The 15,392-nt window shown below is 54.8% G+C and carries 16 protein-coding genes; 12 read left to right on the top strand and 4 right to left on the bottom strand.

Translation table 11 applies throughout. The features are described from left to right. Positions 1-3 precede the first annotated feature (3 nt). The 4 genes from C167_RS0118655 to C167_RS0118640 are packed head-to-tail and all read right to left on the bottom strand — an operon-like array spanning position 4 to position 3,662. Entirely contained in the window at positions 4-789 is a 786-nt protein-coding gene (locus C167_RS0118655; protein WP_017519813.1) for a CheR family methyltransferase, read from the bottom strand. After that, positions 786-2,786: a methyl-accepting chemotaxis protein gene (locus C167_RS0118650; RefSeq protein WP_017519812.1), complete on the bottom strand. Its 2,001-nt coding sequence runs from the start codon at positions 2,784-2,786 to the stop codon at positions 786-788. Before C167_RS0118650 ends, C167_RS0118655 begins: the two co-directional genes overlap by 4 nt. Positions 2,787-2,797: 11 nt before the next feature. Beyond that, positions 2,798-3,286 carry a chemotaxis protein CheW gene (locus tag C167_RS0118645; protein ID WP_017519811.1) on the bottom strand — a complete coding sequence of 163 codons (489 nt, stop codon included), beginning with the start codon at positions 3,284-3,286 and terminating at the stop codon, positions 2,798-2,800. Then, complete coding sequence (locus C167_RS0118640; RefSeq protein WP_017519810.1) at positions 3,276-3,662, bottom strand: response regulator; 387 nt, start codon at positions 3,660-3,662, stop codon at positions 3,276-3,278. Before C167_RS0118640 ends, C167_RS0118645 begins: the two co-directional genes overlap by 11 nt. 142 nt (positions 3,663-3,804) lie before the next feature. Here C167_RS0118640 and C167_RS0118635 point away from each other — a divergent pair, with 142 nt between their 5' ends. From C167_RS0118635 to C167_RS0118580, 12 genes are all read left to right on the top strand, one after another. Beyond that, complete coding sequence (locus C167_RS0118635; protein ID WP_024763845.1) at positions 3,805-4,470, top strand: hypothetical protein; 666 nt, start codon at positions 3,805-3,807, stop codon at positions 4,468-4,470. Between the two features lie 62 nt (positions 4,471-4,532). Beyond that, entirely contained in the window at positions 4,533-5,390 is an 858-nt protein-coding gene (locus C167_RS0118630) for a ParB/RepB/Spo0J family partition protein (RefSeq protein ID WP_024763846.1), read from the top strand. A gap of 124 nt (positions 5,391-5,514) precedes the next feature. Beyond that, complete coding sequence (locus C167_RS0118625) at positions 5,515-6,924, top strand: hypothetical protein (protein ID WP_017519806.1); 1,410 nt, start codon at positions 5,515-5,517, stop codon at positions 6,922-6,924. 175 nt (positions 6,925-7,099) lie between these two features. Further along, positions 7,100-8,002, top strand: coding sequence for a ParA family protein (locus tag C167_RS0118620; protein ID WP_017519805.1), 903 nt, complete (start codon positions 7,100-7,102; stop codon positions 8,000-8,002). Then, positions 8,002-9,135, top strand: coding sequence for a ParB/RepB/Spo0J family partition protein (locus C167_RS0118615; protein ID WP_017519804.1), 1,134 nt, complete (start codon positions 8,002-8,004; stop codon positions 9,133-9,135). Before C167_RS0118620 ends, C167_RS0118615 begins: the two co-directional genes overlap by 1 nt. Positions 9,136-9,741: 606 nt before the next feature. Beyond that, positions 9,742-9,879, top strand: a complete 138-nt coding sequence (locus tag C167_RS34565) for a hypothetical protein (protein ID WP_157791855.1) — start codon at positions 9,742-9,744, stop codon at positions 9,877-9,879. Positions 9,880-10,226: 347 nt separating this feature from the next. Continuing rightward, the gene (locus C167_RS0118605; RefSeq protein ID WP_017519802.1) at positions 10,227-11,465 is read left to right on the top strand and encodes a DUF7146 domain-containing protein; all 1,239 of its coding nucleotides are present in this window, start codon (positions 10,227-10,229) and stop codon (positions 11,463-11,465) included. 484 nt (positions 11,466-11,949) lie between these two features. Then, positions 11,950-12,090: a hypothetical protein gene (locus C167_RS34560; protein WP_157791854.1), complete on the top strand. Its 141-nt coding sequence runs from the start codon at positions 11,950-11,952 to the stop codon at positions 12,088-12,090. 69 nt (positions 12,091-12,159) lie between these two features. Next, a complete protein-coding gene (locus C167_RS0118595) occupies positions 12,160-13,110 on the top strand; it encodes a PD-(D/E)XK nuclease family protein (protein ID WP_017519800.1) in 951 nt (316 codons plus the stop codon). A gap of 65 nt (positions 13,111-13,175) precedes the next feature. After that, complete coding sequence (locus C167_RS0118590; protein ID WP_017519799.1) at positions 13,176-13,673, top strand: hypothetical protein; 498 nt, start codon at positions 13,176-13,178, stop codon at positions 13,671-13,673. A gap of 625 nt (positions 13,674-14,298) precedes the next feature. Further along, complete coding sequence (locus C167_RS0118585; RefSeq protein WP_024763847.1) at positions 14,299-14,622, top strand: hypothetical protein; 324 nt, start codon at positions 14,299-14,301, stop codon at positions 14,620-14,622. 247 nt (positions 14,623-14,869) lie between these two features. Then, positions 14,870-15,304, top strand: a complete 435-nt coding sequence (locus C167_RS0118580) for an AsnC family protein (RefSeq protein WP_017519797.1) — start codon at positions 14,870-14,872, stop codon at positions 15,302-15,304. Positions 15,305-15,392 lie beyond the last annotated feature (88 nt).

Raw genomic sequence — 15,392 nt, 5'->3', positions numbered from 1 at the left:
TACCTAGGCAACCTTTACGAAGAGATTGAGCAGATGATTGGGCAGGCGTTTGAGCCCGATCGGGTTCCAGTTACCGTCTTCGGCTGGCCCCGTAAGCAGATGGCCCCCCACCGGCAGCATGGCTGCCAGCTTCTGCAAAATGAGGTGGCGCGTTTCCACGCGGTAGTAGATGAGCATGTTCTGCGTGATGATCAGGTCCGGATTCGAGAAGCCGACTGGCCTATCCGAGAGGATGTTGTGCTGCTCGAAGGTGACCATGTCGCGAAACCAGGAATGGAACTTGATGGTGTTCTCTCCCCGCGGGATGCAGACATCGCTCCGTAGGTCCGGGTGACTGCGGTAGATGCCCCGGCGCGCTGTTTCAATGCATGGGTGAGATACATCGGAGCCGTGCACCTGGAACGCTGCCCGACCTGCTCGCAGCAAAGTGCAAGCGATGCTGTAGGGCTCTTCCCCAGTGGAGCACCCAACAGAAAGAACTCTCGGGGCATGACGAATCCCGGAGCAAACTTCACGTATAGCTTCCAGCGATGGTGGGTACCGGAAGAACCGTGTTTCGTGGTTGGTTGCCAAATGAAGGATCTGGAACCGCTGAGCCTCATCCAACCTACCGCTGACAAAGAGCCCCAGGAGACCCTCCAGTGTCTCTCCAGTTTCGCATGCGAAACTGGAGAGGGCCCTGGCGAAAGCAGCCTGGCGGTGTTCTGCAATTTCAATGGCAAAGCGCTCCTCGATGATCTTCATCCAAGAGCTGGCCATCTCCTCATCAAGATCATCGAGTGTGTTCATGCGCGCTTGCTGTAGAAGGCCTGAATGCCGGTGTGCAGGCTCTGCGCTTGGCGGTTCAGGTTGTTCATGGCCGATGCCGTTTGCTCACTTGCGGCCGAGTTCTCGGTTGCGTAGTGGCGAATCGACCCCATCGTGTCGGCAACCTCGGCCGACTGCGCGAGTAGGTTTGTAGTTCGTTGATTCACATCATCGACATTGGTGGTCAGACTCTCAGTGATCACCTGGATATCCTTCAGCGATGCAAGGGCGGCGTTAGATCGGTGCTGAAGGCTTTGCATCTCATTGAGCGAAATATCCACGGCGACTTGGGTATCGCGTGCGGCTTCGTTCATGTCTTTGAGTAGCTGGGCGATTTCGGTGACAACTGCTTGGGATTGAATGCTGAGGTCTTGGACAGCCTCACCGCTCTTCGCCATCGCACGCGAAATCTCAGAATTACCTTCGATCTGATCCGCCAGTAGGTAAGCGTTGTAGGCAACGATCTGAGACTTCGTGGCCACCAGTTTCACGAATTCGCTGATGCGCTCTAGCATCTGGAAGCGCTCAATCAGGTGTTTGTTGCGATGCTGAATCTGATTGAGGTGCTGGGTCTGTACAAGGATGCCTTCGTGCACCCCATTCACCGAGTCACTTCCGGCATGGACTTTATGGGCAACGCCATTGGCAACTCGCTGGGTGTCGCCCATAAGCTGTTGGATAAGATTGATGAAGGTACCCATCTCTGCGATCAGCGAGCTGATGTGCTCGATCGCCTGGAACTGTTCATCACGGTTACGATCGACGTTCCGAGCCGTGGTGATGGTTTGCTCAGTGGCTGCGGCCAGGCCCATTACCGTTTCACTGGTCTCAGTGAAGATCTCGTGGAAACGTGAGAACACAGTGTTCAGGCGCTGGGCGATGTCCTTTGTCGAGTCGCGGTCATCGGTCAGCTCCAGGTCGAGCTCGCCCCGCCCTACCCGTTCGATTTCAGCCAACAGCAAGCTCAGCTCTTTCGAACGCTCTCGCTGGCTTCCTTCAATGGTGCTTCCGCGATTTTCCACGGCTTGTGCACGCGACACGGAAACGCGGGTAACCAGGAGCATGCTGAGGATGGCTAGGGCGATCGTCATCGAGCCCAGGATTGCAACAGTCAACGGTGTGATTGCCCGCGAATCAGGCAATGCCTTCACAGATGCCAAAAGTGCGTCGGTGGAAGACACAATCTTGTCCCGGGCCTGCCAGATTTCTTTCGCATGCGGAAGATTCTGGGCCGAACCAGTGGAGAGCCGGCTTGCTTGATCAATGAGCCCTTGGGCAGCGGTTGCGCCGCGGTAGCTCTTAACCAACTCGTCCATCATTGTCTTGTCACGAGGCAACGAGTTTCCGAATGCAGTGAGTGCGCCCAGATATTTGCTAACCCCGGCCTCAGCACCCTGCAGTGCCGCCGAATCAACAACCGTCGCAGAGACCACCCCCGCAACATCCGCCTCAAGATCATTGAGGGCCTGGGTAAGTTGTCCTTTTTGTTGTGTGGAGGCATTCAAGCCAGCCAACAATGTCTCCGCCGCCCTGCCACTGTCGATGGCCTTCTGGATGGAGACCTTGGCGTCCTTGGCCGCGCGACTGAATGCTTCAGTTCCGGACTGACCACTGAGAAGCTTGGCGATCGACGGGGCAATGCCATCCCACGACACGCTCAGTGCTTCGAGACTGCGAAGAACAGACTCAGGGGCACCTGGAATCCCCTTCACAGGATCGCCATTGCGAAGATGCATTAAGGCTCGTTCTACCTGACTTTCGGCATCAGACAGTTGCGTGGCAAATGAACCATCGACCGCTGCCTTATCGGACAGATAGATCGTCTGCATGGCTGCCGCTCTCAACTCGTAGCTTTCGGACATGTAGAAGGAGTCGGCTTTGCTGTCCTGGAGAAGGCTGTACCCCGTCCACCCAGCCGCGCCACCGGTTGCGATCAGAAGGACCGCAGTAAGGGGAACGAAGGAAAAATTGTTGCTCATGCGGTCCTTTCTCAAGTGAGGTCAATCGATTGCATTTTGGGGTCAGCTATCAGGGCCTGAATGTCGATAACAGCCCAGGCTCTCTCGGAGTCCGCAACTACACCGACTAGGCAGGCCCCAAGGCCAGGAGGAATCTTCAGTTCGGAGTTGGGTGCGTCTTCCAGCTCTCCAGATGGGATAAAACCCACCACCTGGTCCACGATCACTCCAACATCCCCGACGTCAGCTCCCCCGCGAACGATCAACGCCACTGGCTTGTCCGACTCCCCTACCCCACCCTGCTGGGGGATTGAGAGGAACCTGGCGATGTTCACGAAAGGGATGATGTCTCCGTCCATCTTGGTTGCACCGAACAGCCAAGGTTTGGTTCCAGGGACTTGCGTGGGGCTATCTGGGACCTGAGTGATGGCGTTCACCGCAAGCGAAGGGCTCAAGCAGTAGGTGCTTCCGATCCGGTATCCGATGCAGCGATACCGCCCGCTGTTGATGTCATTGCTCATCGATGATCGCTTCCATATCAGCCAGCGCCTGGGCGATCTTGTCTCCAGTGAAAGGCTTCGTCAGATAGCGATCGGCCCCCGCCAATAGCCCTTTCTGAACGTCAAATGGGGAGCTAGCACTGGAGAGCACGGCGATCGGCATGCTCTTGAACAGCGGCGAAGCGCGAAGAATTGAGACGAGCTTCAGCCCATCCAGATTTGGCATCTCGATGTCGATGAAGCAGGCGTCTGGGCGTGCCTCTCGGATTACGTGCAGCGCCTCATAACCATCTTTCGCCAGGTGGACCTCTACGTCCGCCTTCTGCAGAAAGCTGGCCCCCATCTTTCGCATGCCTGGGGAGTCGTCGACGATGCAGACGGATCGAATATTGGTCATACGGAACAACTCCTGATTCTTGTCCTAATAGTGGTCAGGAGGTGCCCCCTTTCAGGGAGGTGGGTTCCAATTGCGCCTGGATGCCGGCCAACTAGGTATTTCAAGCATCGCGGTTATGGTCCTCTGGCCAATAGGAGGACCCATGCGCAGATCAAATCATCGAGCTGCATTTGCTCAAGACCCAAAATTTCAAGAACGCATCGCGCGTCAACTTCAGGGAGCCCACTCCCCTTCCCTGCCATCGAAAGATGTAGCGGATCAGCCACCAGCTACCGAGCGGAAACCAAGCAAGGCTGCAGAGCGGCTCAAGCGAGTTCAGCATGCGAACCAAGACGGGAGGCGCGACTCACTGATACTCGACAGGGATAACCGTGTGCTGACCGTTTCATTCCCGGGGGCAAAGTTGCTTTCCCTCAACACCATGCTCAGGCTTCACGATGCAAAAGCCACCAGGCTCAAGGCGACATGGTTCAAGCGCATCGAAGCCCTGATGTATGAGAATCGGGAGATCTACGACGAGTGGCGGCGAACAGCGGGCTACCCCCTACTCGTCGAGGAGATCTACATCACCGGCGAAGCCCGCTTACTTGACCATGAGAGCGTCACAGCTGCTTGCAAACCCGTTATTGATGCCTTCGTATCCAACGGGTTTCTTCCAGATGACGATCAAAAGCATATTGCCCAGCCTCTGCCCTACACTGAGCGAGGGGAAACGCCTGGGCTTGTGATTTCCTTCCGGCCAACCGAGCACCCCTGGGGCCTGATATCGGAAGAGACGATTCGGGCATCCCGATCCTTGGGGGATTGAAAAACAGGTGCAGGATGTTATCCCTCGTGTATCATGTTTCACGCAGACGCGAGGGGTTTCACGTGTATCAATCTGAGGCCAGAATCACTCCAGAAACATCAGAGTGCTTAGGGATCAACTTGGTCCCGGTTGAGCACCGGGATGTTGATGTAGACCTCATGCACCCTGGGGTTTGGCAAACCCGTCGCAGCTTCCATCCTGCTGAGTTGGAAGAGCTTGGCGACAGCATGGTGAAAGGAGGCGGTAACGCCATCCCGCTGGTACTGTGCCCTCGCGCTCAAGGCGGGTTCTACATCATCTGTGGCGAGCGGCGCTGGAGATCCGCCCAACTCAAGATGATTCCGCGTCTCCGCTGCATTATCGGCGACTACACGCATGACCAAGCCCGCTTCATCTGCGCGGTTGAGAATCTCCAGAGGGTTCAACTGAACCCTATCGAAGAAGCCCAATCCTACGCGGACATCCAAGAGACCGGCCTTTCGCATGACCTGATCGGCAAGGAGTTGGGTAAAAGCCGGTCCCATGTGTCCAACTACATCCGCCTGCTTTCCCTCGATTTCACAGTCAAGGATTTCCTGATTCACGGAAAGCTCACCGCTACCCAGGCCCGTCCGCTCTGCTCGCTTGAGGCCAAAGCCCTACAGCGCCAGATTGCCACCCAGGCTGTCCGACTTGGCTGGAGCGTTAAGCGGATCGAGGATGAGGTTTCCCGCCACCTCAGTAAGCCCAAACCCAAGGTAGGGCTTCCACGTCAGGACGCTGATATTGAGCGTCTTACCCGGCTCATCTCAGAACACACCGGCTATCCCTGCGTTATCAAGAAGACACCGAGTGGCAACTGGCAGATGGGATTCATCATGACTGGCGACGACCAGTTTGTAGGCCTCATCGAGCGCCTTGGGATCAAAGTCGACGAGTGATTGGCCTCACTCCCGATATTGAGCACTCCCCTCCCACTATTTAGTCAGAAAGCCATTTTCATGGCCCTGCCTTCTTTTGACCGCGTTGCTCGCGGGGTGCATTGGGCCTCAAGGTAAATTTCGCATGCTAAACCGACCATTTCCGGTTCCTACCCTGCTGGCCATAGCCTTGGCCGCGGTGTTGTCCGGCTGCAGCTCTACACATGAGCCGGCAGAGCTGGCGACGATCGAGCCAACGTCTCAATACGATCAGCGCATGCAGGACAGCCTTGGTGGGCAGAAGTACACCGAGTCTCAGATCCTCTACATGCGGCGGCTGAACGAATTCAAAGATCAGATCGACTCGCTTGAACGCCAGAAGAAGGCCCTTGAAGCATCGCTGTCTACTACTGCATATGAGCAGGACATCAACTCCGGCCATGCCCCGTCTACTGAAGCCGGTCGCATGCAGGAATTTCAAGCTGCAACCCAGGCTTCACAAGCTCGCGTAGCAGAAGAGAAGTCCAAGGCAACAATCCGTCAGTCCATCATTGAGAACGACCGTGATCGGGCTGTCCTCGAAGCAGAAACACGGGCAGCGGCTGAAATCGAACAATTGAGGACCAACACCGCCACTCTGCAAGCCAAAGCAGCGGCCGAGAAAGCGGAAAGTGCACGTACGTTGGAAAAGCAACGATTCGCTATGGCCGTGGCGAATGCCGAAGCTGAGCGCAAGGCAGCACTGACCGTTGAGGAGATCAACGCCCGAATCTCGGAAGTGAAGGGACAGCTTGCTGGTCTGGAAGCGAGCCTCGCTCAGGCCCAGAAAGAACATCAGAGGTTGGCCGAGCTATCTAAGCAGCTACAAGCTCCAATTGCGGTTGCTAGCGCCAATGAACCCGGTACTGATGCCAAGACTGAAGCCCGAATCGCTGAAATCAAGGCGAGGCTGGCTAAGGAAAAAACCGAGATCACCACCAGGGCGCGGACTGAGGTCGCTGGGATTACCGCTGGCTCTGAGATCATCAAGGCTAGCGTAGTTGCGCCAGTAGTGACTGGCCGTGCAGTGTACGCTGGCTCTTATGGCGAGAAACCCACCACCTTTGTGAAGGCAGATCCACCCCAACAAAAACCACTTGCTAAACCCTTTGCTGCCCCAGTCAAACAAGAGGCGATCGCCACGGTCAGCAAGTTCGAACCGAGGATTTCGCCAGTTGTAATTCAGCGGGGCTCCGACACCGGCAGTGCAATGCTTGCAGGTGGACCGGTGACAACCGCAGTTCAGAGCCCGGCTCCAATCGTAGTAGCACCAAAATCTCGGATGATCTACGACGTCCTATACGTCTACAAGGACGAGGGGAGCTGGAAGAAGTTTCAGCGCTATCTGGAGGCTTATGGGATCAATGACTACGAGCCGGTTCACAAGGATGGTTCTTTCTACCTCTACATGGGTCGGTTCTACGACAAGCTGGCCGCCGCTCGACGCGTGGATTTCCTAAACCGTACAACCAATACCAACCACGCCACTGTGCATCCACAAGAGGTGGCGATGTAGGGGTTAACCAGAAGCTGGTTTAGCATGCGAAATCAAGCGAAAGGGGAGGGGTGAGAATCCTTCCCCTTTTGCATTGCAGCTTCCCAATAGATTTATTTTCGCAAAGCAGACATTTTGACTTGAATTGGGTAGCAATGCGGTTAGAGTGGTTCCCATCTCAGATAAGGAGCCACAAATGGCCGTCGTCGTCCCGTTTAAGAAGAGAAAGCAACCCGCCGACGTTCACTCGGTAACGAACCAGAAGGGCGGCGTTGGCAAAACAACCATTGATTTCCATTGGGCGTTGTACCTGGTTGAAGAGGGTTATCGAGTGCTGGGGATCGACCTCGATGCTCAGGGTAACTTCTCGAGCCGTTTCTCTCGCGATGGACGTGTCGGTGGCCTCCGTAGTGCCTACCTGTTCCAGGAAGAGCTGCCAGATCTTCAGCCGCTCAAAACTGAGCTCGGCATTGACCTGATCTACGCCCTTAACAAGGACGACGCACTGAGCTCGGTAGAGCAAATGGGCTTGTCTGTAGTGCCGAACTTCGCCAAGCACATCCAGAAGCTGGCAGAAGACTACGACTACATAATCATCGACACGCCGCCGACTAACGGAGTTCGGATGATTGCGGCCTCCGTAATCTCCGATCACATTTTTGTCCCGGTAGAACTGGCAGCTTTTGCCGTTGATGGTGTGATCTCGCTGATCGAGACCTTCGACATGGTTGGCCCGCAGATGGGCACCCGAATCTCTCCAACCGGGATCATCTGCAACAAATTCAATACTCGGCTGGAAGATCACCGAGAGTCCCTTGAGGACCTTCGTAAGGTCGTTGGGCCTAAGATCCTTCAGAGCAGCCTTTCCATCAAAGGGGCTATCGACAAAGCGTTGAAGCAGTGCCGCCCCGTTTGGACGTTGCGGCGCGCGGGGGCTGACCGTGAAGCAGGCAAAGAGATGAGAAAATTGATGGAGGAAATGGCACACCTGGCGGGGGTAGAAGTGAAGCCGGCTGTGACCACTCCGGTTGCCAAGACGCCAACCAAAGCGCTCGCAACCAAGAGCAAAGCACGCGCGAAAAAAGTGGGGATTAACTAATGGTCAAAAGCCTTGATATGTCGAGCCTGCAGCGGTTGAAGGATCTCACCGATCTCGCTGATGCCTCGCAAGAAAATCAGGTCATTCTGCTGACCGTTGACCAGATTGAGGTCAAACCTCAGGTCCGAAAGGACTTCAAAGACATTGAGGAACTCGCTGCTAGCTTTGACGAAGAAGGGCAGCAAACAGCGATCATTGTTGGGCCCAAAGACCCAAACACTGGAAAGTACCCACTAAAAATGGGTGGCCGGCGCTACGCTGCTGCGGTGCTTCGTCCGGGCTTCAAACTAAAGGCAATCGTCGATGCAAAGCAACGTTCGAAGGCCAAGGGCATTCTCGCCCAAGTTATCGAAAACGATCAGCGCCAAGGTCTGAATCCTTACGAGATGGGCCGTGCAATTGCTGACGCTAAAGCAGAAGCAAAGGCAGCGGGTGAGCATTTGAGCAACCAGGCCATCGCCAAATATCTCGGCCGAAGCGAGTCCTATGTATCGATCCATTTGGGCTTTGCGGATCTGCCAGGGGAGCTGGTTGACCTCATCAAGTTTGGGATTACTTCGGACCCGGAGGTATTGCGCGAAATGAAGCAGTTGAAGACTCTCCAGCCGGAGACCTTCAACGCTTTCATCGAAAAAGCTAATGCGGAAGGATCGATCAGCCGTCAATTGGTGCGTGATGCCGTTCGGCTAGCGAAGGGTAAGCCAGTAGGTGGTAAAGAGGCAGGGAAGGGGGCGGAAGTTCCCCCACCTCCGCCTGCGTCTCCCGATCAAGTCCCGGTTTCGCATGCTAAACCGGCAGGGAAAGATGTGCCGGTCAATGGCAGCGGTCATCAGCCACCACAAGCGCCCCAAAGCCAGCCGATAAATGGGGCTCAAGCAGCTCCGGCCCCTGCAGCTGCCAAAAAGGCAAACGGGAAGGGGTATACCCCCATCACCGCGGACCGGCAGGTAATTGGAATCCGCGTGGCCTTGGACGACACGATCGTAAATGGATATCTGGCCAACGATCGCGTCCACGATGATCCCTCCAAAGCCTGGACCGTATTGCTGGTCGGTGGAAGCCAACAGCAGAAGCTGGTTAAGGTAGATCAGATTGAGATCGTCAGCGTAGCAGCGATGGCCGAGACCAACTGACGACCGCCAGATCCACAATCTAAAGGCGCTTCAGGCAACTGAGGCGCCTTTTTCATTTCAGGACACCGTGTACTTGAATGGCGTGTTTTCCAGACCTATCGTGAGGGCGTTTTCTCGTGATCTCCCGCTGTCGGTGAACTCACTGATAGCTGATCACACCCCGCCCCAACTCTTGTATTCAAGGGTTTTGGTGGGAGATTGGTTCAACGACTGAACTCAGTCGTCGTTCTGATCACCTGCTTTGCGATGAACCTGGTGCTTTTCTCCTGGTTCATCGTTTCGATGTTCCAGGTGCATTGCATCTTGCTCATCGAGCTCAACCCGTACCACCGTTCTTTAACAAGTCAGTGTTGAGTGGGTTCGTAATGGACTCATCTCTGCGATTTCGCGTTTTGGTGTGAACACATCCATTCGCCATTTTGCTGAGCTAGTTGCTGCGTTGTGGTGACATTCGCTCGGTTTGGTGTTTGGTGTGTGCCCCCTTGGCCTCATCATTCGCTATCCCGTCGCAGACTGTTTCCAAAGCTATCTCACTCGACCCCTTGGGCGATCCACATCGCCTTCGGGAGGGTAGTGGTCGTCTCAATTCACATTGAGGACCACACCATGAAATATGCATTCACTTTTGCCATTGCCGTTACTGCAGCTCTCTTCCTGTTCCAGGGAGATGATGCGCGTAACGCTGTGACGAAGGCTAACCACGACCGTTGCGCTGCGTTTGCAGCCGCCGGCGTTGATTGCTGATCATGTGCCCTATGACTTTGTCTAGGGCACCCCTAATGCTACCCGCCCCACCGGTAGCATTAGAGGTGCCCTCGACGGAACAAACAGCAAGGCCCGGCGCTTCACGGCGTCGGGCCTTTCTGCTTTTGTGGACTTAGAGTCCTTGATTTCCCCTAGAGCCATCCTTAGCGTTGACGGTGATCTTTCCGCCAACTTTCGCATGCGAAATTCCGCTCGGAAGTATGGAGAAGGTTCCGTCCGCAGAACTCTGCAGATGGGCTCTTTAAAAACTCGCGCTCGCGCAAATCCCACCCTAAGGGCAAGCCAATCCCTTAGGGGACATGGCTGTCTCGTTTTTGGAGGTAGCTATGGATCGTCAAGACAATAATCGCCCGAAACTGTCTGAAGAAGTCCTGGATCTGGTGAAGCAGAATGGCGGCTGGCTAAACGTGATCCCACGTATGACCAGCTCGTTTGATGAAGCGCTCAAGAACCATGGACACCTGGTCGACTGCCCTTTCCCAAACCGTCACCGGAATGGTGGAGGGAAAGACGACTTCAGGTTTTCAAACAAGGCTGGCTATGAAGATCGGGCAATCTGCTCCTGCTTGCAGGACGGAGGCCGTGATCCGATCAGCCTGCTGATCCTGGACGGCGTCGGTAGAGACTATACCGACGTAATGTTCAAGGTCAGAAACGCGCTCACAGCCGGCCATAACCACACCCGCAAGATCACTCCTGTAGTGGTCAGTGAACGGCGTGGTATCAGCCCGGAGGATGAGCAGAAGAGAAAGGAAAAGCACCTGAGGACCGTTCGCGGTCTACTCGAGCTGACCGATCCAGCTGCTGAACCTGGCCGTCTGTACTTTCAACACCGCGGTATCCCGCTCAATAGCAACATCGGTGACGTGAAATTCCATCCTGCCCTCGAGTATTACGAAACTCGTACGAAAGGAGGCGAGAAGGTAAAGGAATGCATCGGTCGCTTCCCGGCCATTGTGTCGGCATTCCGGAGCAGGACAGGTCGTGTGGTGAACGTCCACAAGATCTACCTGACCCCGGATGGACATAAGCTGGATGGTGTGTCGAAAGTGAAGAAGATCGATTCCCCGTTGTCGGGTTTCAATGGTTCCTCGATCCGAGTAGCTAACGTCGAAGGTTGCAGGACGCTGCATGTGACCGAAGGCGTAGAGAAAGGATGGTCGATCCACCTAGCCACTGGTGAGTCTGTTCGAGTGGCGCATGCCTGTACCACTCTGGCGACATTGCATGTCGATCGCGCTGAGTTCGACCGAGTCGTTATCTGGTCAGATAACGACCCGTACAACGAAGCGCGTGGGAAGCATGGTGATGGTCAAACCTACGCCTGGAAGCTCTTTGTTGAGCTGACGCGCAAGGGTTTCGAGGTTGCCCTCATGCTGCCTGATGTGATCCACGTTCCTGGAGCCAAGGGCCAGGACTGGGAAGACATCATCGTGGCGGAGAAGGTCCTTGATCAGCCGTTACCTGAGCGGTTCCACCTTCTTCGGGCGAAAGCCTGTGACGGTGGCGCCTTCGTCGGATTCAAGCCAGCCGTAGTGACCGGCTTGGAAAAGGCCTGCGCGTGAGCGCACAAGAACCCCAGTCCAGCGTTTTGCTGGTCTGGGGTTTTTTTTGCATGCGAAACTGAGATAGGAGCGGTGGAATCGAATTCATCAAGATCACTTGACGAGAGGGGAGGGGGTCAGATAAAAATGTGGCGTCCTAATTGCCTTTCTCTTTGAAAGAGCAAACCCAGACTACGTCAGTGAACTCACTGAGGTTTTCCGGGGTGCTAATCGAAACTCGAACTCGAGTCCGGTGAGCACAGACATCGTTGGAACAAATCGGACGGTCTTCTGACCTGTCCACATCCTCGAGATACCAGGCACGTCCCTTGCTGAACTCAGCTGGGTAGATGTGTCACCAGGAACGTGTATCTCACCGCCATATAGGTCAGTGTGTTCTCACGCGACCCATTTCAAGGCACACCTCCAGCGCTAGCGCTTACCCCTGCACGGGAACTCTTCGTGAGCTTATTCCCGGTGCAGCGGGGATATAGGAGGAAATACCATGTCAGGCCAAGTTGAACTTCTCAACGCACCTTCCTTGTGGGAACAACCAGAAGGAGAAGCCCTCGAAAAAGCGCGCGAGCGTTTTCTCAAGGGAGAAGATGACCAACCTGAAAAGGAACCTGAAGTCGTAGACTTCTAATCCATTCAAGAACCCACGAGGGCGACACGTTGCCCTCGGGTAGTCGTGTGCGCCTGAAAAGGTGATTACATGACTTCGTTCGTGAATCCTCACTACATCTTCAATCCGGTCCCGGAATCTGAAGAAATAACGCTGTCTCCTACGCAAATCATGAAAGCCATGGTTTGCACACGACTGTTGGGATACTACCGAGCTCGTGTAACCCCCCAAGCGACTCCACTTAACCTGCTGTTTGGCACTGCCTTGCACTGGGTGATTGAGGGTTTCATTAAGGGGTATATCTCGGACGATGAAATGGCTAATTCGTTCATGAGCAAGTTTGACGAGTCATCGTCGGGCAAGCTCATCAGCATGGCTAAATCAAAGTCTCGGGAAACGGCTGAGGTGATCGGTAAACAATTGGCATCAGGCTTTCCTGCTTACTTCCGTAATCTTGGGCTCAAGCCTCTGATTATCGAAGGGGAGTTCAGGATGAAAATCGCTGACCGAGTCTTCATCAAGCTAGTAATCGACTTCGTCGGTGAATGCACCAGGCCTATCTTCGACCCTAGCGGGAAGATGTTGGCTGATGTAGGCGACGTGGTGATCCTGGACTGGAAAACCGCGGCACAACCAGAAGGGAAGATGTTTGCACGCTACTCGCTGCAGCTGACCTACTACTGGCTTGCCGTGAAACTGGCTTGTGCTCAGTTGGGAATCAAGGAACCGAAGCTATGCGGCTTTGCCTCAGGGCGGAAGCCGAATATCTCGAAGCCGGACTCCGAACAAGTTGTAAACGCCATCTGGCACCCGGTTACCTGGGTGAAGCGGACGGCAGCTGACATAGAGGAGGCCCTCGACTTCGCCCGCGTTGTAGCCAAACGGCTGCGTGCTGGAGAGTTCTTCAGAGCCCCCCATATGGCCTACGACTCACCCTGCGAAAGTCAATCCAAACGGTGCGACATGGCGGACGTGTGCCTCGAAGGCTGTTTGTCTGGATACAGCGTCAAGAATGGTCTGACATTGGCAGACCTAATCTGAAATAGAAATCAACCCTGTGGGGCGGAACAGCCCCGATGGGGTTGGTGCGCCCTCGAGGAGGCTACATGCGTGAGTCTTATCGAATGGAGCGCTACGCTCAACGTGCAGTAGGTATACGTCAGACCAAGGAAGCTGAAGATCTGGCCAGTCGCAAGATTGGCAACTTCCTCATGCAGAACTATCTGGCCGAGGGCTCCTTGCTCGCTGAGGAGTATTCGAATCTATCCCACCACGAGCGTCTGAAATTCATCGCCAACTCCTCCGAGCTGATCATCAGTTCCGATGGGGAAGAAGGCGTAAATGTGGTTTGGGGCTCAAACAAGCAGGTACTGACGCACAGGCTGCTCTCTCCGAGGATTCGGAGTGAGTTTCACGGTGCGCATTATCTTGGCTCCTGGTCCCGTTCGATGCCTATGTGGAAACACGAGGATCTTCGAGACGAAATCAAATGTCGTTTAGAAGCACGAGTCAAAGAACGAGTCGAACTGCGTAAGCAAGGGGCACTCGATTTCTCCCTGGGCTTCGACGATCAACCGCCGCTTTTCCTCCAACCGGAGGGCTAATTTTCCAGCCCTCCCGGGCCGGAAGTTCAACACTTCCGGCGGGACGCCCTGGACGTGTTTTAACCCAACACGCGACGGCGGAACTTTGGAGGCAAAATGAGCTATATCAAAAACCTGATGGTCGTGATCATCGCGTCCATCATGGGTGCTTCTGCCTCTTCTCTGTTCGTAGGATGGTCTACTAATGAACTCCGCATAGTCTTTATGGTTTCCATACTGATGACTGCACTCATTACGTTGAACTCAACGGTTCAGGGTCGAAAGAAGCGTCCGAAACAGACGCCGACGCGCACGGTAAAACGAAAATCGCGTCGAGCTAAGAAACGTGCACGCAGCCCTTAAGGTGATATGAGGTTCGAAAGAAACTCTTTTTCCCTATCGCGAGGATGCGACTATGTCTTTCAGTGTGACGATCGGAATACTGGTGTTGGCATTCGCCATTTACTGGGTCTGTGACTACGTTGAACGCCGGCATGCCGGAGAACACGTGGGCGGAACACGAAGCAGCACGATGTAACTTTCCATGGATAACCCTGGGGGTGTGAACTCCCCTAGGGGAAGAATCACCTTCGGGGTTAGCACAGGAGAAATCTATGTCCTAACAAACAACTCAAAGGTGAACACCATGAAGAAAAATAAACCGAAGTTCGTTTCCAACCTAAGACTCTCGATAGGGTTCGCTCTATTTGTTAGATGCGGTGGAGATGTGCCTGCACCCAAAGCAATAGTTCCGGCGCTGTATTGGTCGGTTCGTATGGCTGACCGCGTGCTGAGCACCACGAACATCATAAGAAACTTGCTCAAACCGATCCTTCTCCATACCCCTCTGGGTATCGCATTCCTCGTAACGAGGTTTGCGTTGGACCTGGCCCTTGCGGCCAGTCATGTGGAGATGAAGCACATCGGTGAGCCGGCCCGGCAAACGGGTTCAGGCGGAGAGCAGAAATGAAGGCGTTTCAAGAAGGCAAAGAAGCTTTTCAAGCCGGTATTACCAGTCAGCAAAACCCATATCCAGTCATGTCCCAAGAGGGCAGGGCTTGGTGCATGGGGTGGCTGGTAGCGAAGGAACCAGGCAACTGGTCCGACATCGCCCGCCGGTACGAAGACCAACCAGGCTAAGCCAGGTCGGCACCTCCCGACCTGCAGGCGGGAGTTCTCAATTCAATCTCCCGGCTGCAGCGGGTAGGAGCTTTGCAATGAAACATCGCCAATACGAAGACAGTGAACTGCTCATGGTTATCGATGGGATCTACTTCGGTACTACGTGGGAGCAAGGCCGCCTGGCTGCGCTCCGCGGGATGACCTTAGGGGACAACCCAGAGGAACCAGACACCGTCAACCACGATGAGTGGAAGAAGGGGTTTGTGCATGGATCAGTCACCGACCAGAAATCTGAAGGTGTGGTTGAGAAAATCGAGATGATCGGCTTCCTGCCGACCATTGAGGTGCAAGTGCTTCCTGAGCGGTCCTTCTGGGCCGTTCTGAATAACCTGCAGATCGATTGCAGCCTGACGGTAACCCAGCTCGCTCGGCGAGCTGGAGTGTCGGAAGAGCAGCTGTGTGAGCGGATGATGATCTTCGGGTTCTTCGACCCGGACTCGGTCCCCATGCACATGCGTGTAGCTGTCTAAATCCTGGCCCTGAAAGGGGCCTTCCTTGCTCAGTGAGCTGGACCAAACATCCGGCTCATTGCCGGGTGTTTGCTCGAGGTCATCGATC

This window comes from Pseudomonas nitroreducens TX1, assembly GCF_000313755.1.
In the GTDB taxonomy this organism is placed as follows: domain Bacteria; phylum Pseudomonadota; class Gammaproteobacteria; order Pseudomonadales; family Pseudomonadaceae; genus Pseudomonas; species Pseudomonas nitroreducens_A.
The sequence above is the reverse complement of the archived record's forward strand: the minus strand, read 5'-3'. Positions and strand labels throughout refer to the sequence as shown.

Excerpts from the sequence above, each read along its gene's own strand:
- C167_RS0118650 (WP_017519812.1), bottom strand. The coding sequence starts at position 2,786 with ATGAGCAACAATTTTTCCTTCGTTCCCCTTACTGCGGTCCTTCTGATC.
- C167_RS0118625 (WP_017519806.1), top strand. The coding sequence starts at position 5,515 with ATGCTAAACCGACCATTTCCGGTTCCTACCCTGCTGGCCATAGCCTTG.
- C167_RS0118615 (WP_017519804.1), top strand. The coding sequence starts at position 8,002 with ATGGTCAAAAGCCTTGATATGTCGAGCCTGCAGCGGTTGAAGGATCTC.
- C167_RS0118645 (WP_017519811.1), bottom strand. The coding sequence starts at position 3,286 with ATGAGCAATGACATCAACAGCGGGCGGTATCGCTGCATCGGATACCGG.
- C167_RS0118635 (WP_024763845.1), top strand. The coding sequence starts at position 3,805 with ATGCGCAGATCAAATCATCGAGCTGCATTTGCTCAAGACCCAAAATTT.
- C167_RS0118590 (WP_017519799.1), top strand. The coding sequence starts at position 13,176 with ATGCGTGAGTCTTATCGAATGGAGCGCTACGCTCAACGTGCAGTAGGT.
- C167_RS34560 (WP_157791854.1), top strand. The coding sequence starts at position 11,950 with ATGTCAGGCCAAGTTGAACTTCTCAACGCACCTTCCTTGTGGGAACAA.
- C167_RS0118595 (WP_017519800.1), top strand. The coding sequence starts at position 12,160 with ATGACTTCGTTCGTGAATCCTCACTACATCTTCAATCCGGTCCCGGAA.
- C167_RS34565 (WP_157791855.1), top strand. The coding sequence starts at position 9,742 with ATGAAATATGCATTCACTTTTGCCATTGCCGTTACTGCAGCTCTCTTC.
- C167_RS0118585 (WP_024763847.1), top strand. The coding sequence starts at position 14,299 with ATGAAGAAAAATAAACCGAAGTTCGTTTCCAACCTAAGACTCTCGATA.
- C167_RS0118605 (WP_017519802.1), top strand. The coding sequence starts at position 10,227 with ATGGATCGTCAAGACAATAATCGCCCGAAACTGTCTGAAGAAGTCCTG.
- C167_RS0118655 (WP_017519813.1), bottom strand. The coding sequence starts at position 789 with ATGAACACACTCGATGATCTTGATGAGGAGATGGCCAGCTCTTGGATG.
- C167_RS0118620 (WP_017519805.1), top strand. The coding sequence starts at position 7,100 with ATGGCCGTCGTCGTCCCGTTTAAGAAGAGAAAGCAACCCGCCGACGTT.
- C167_RS0118580 (WP_017519797.1), top strand. The coding sequence starts at position 14,870 with ATGAAACATCGCCAATACGAAGACAGTGAACTGCTCATGGTTATCGAT.
- C167_RS0118640 (WP_017519810.1), bottom strand. The coding sequence starts at position 3,662 with ATGACCAATATTCGATCCGTCTGCATCGTCGACGACTCCCCAGGCATG.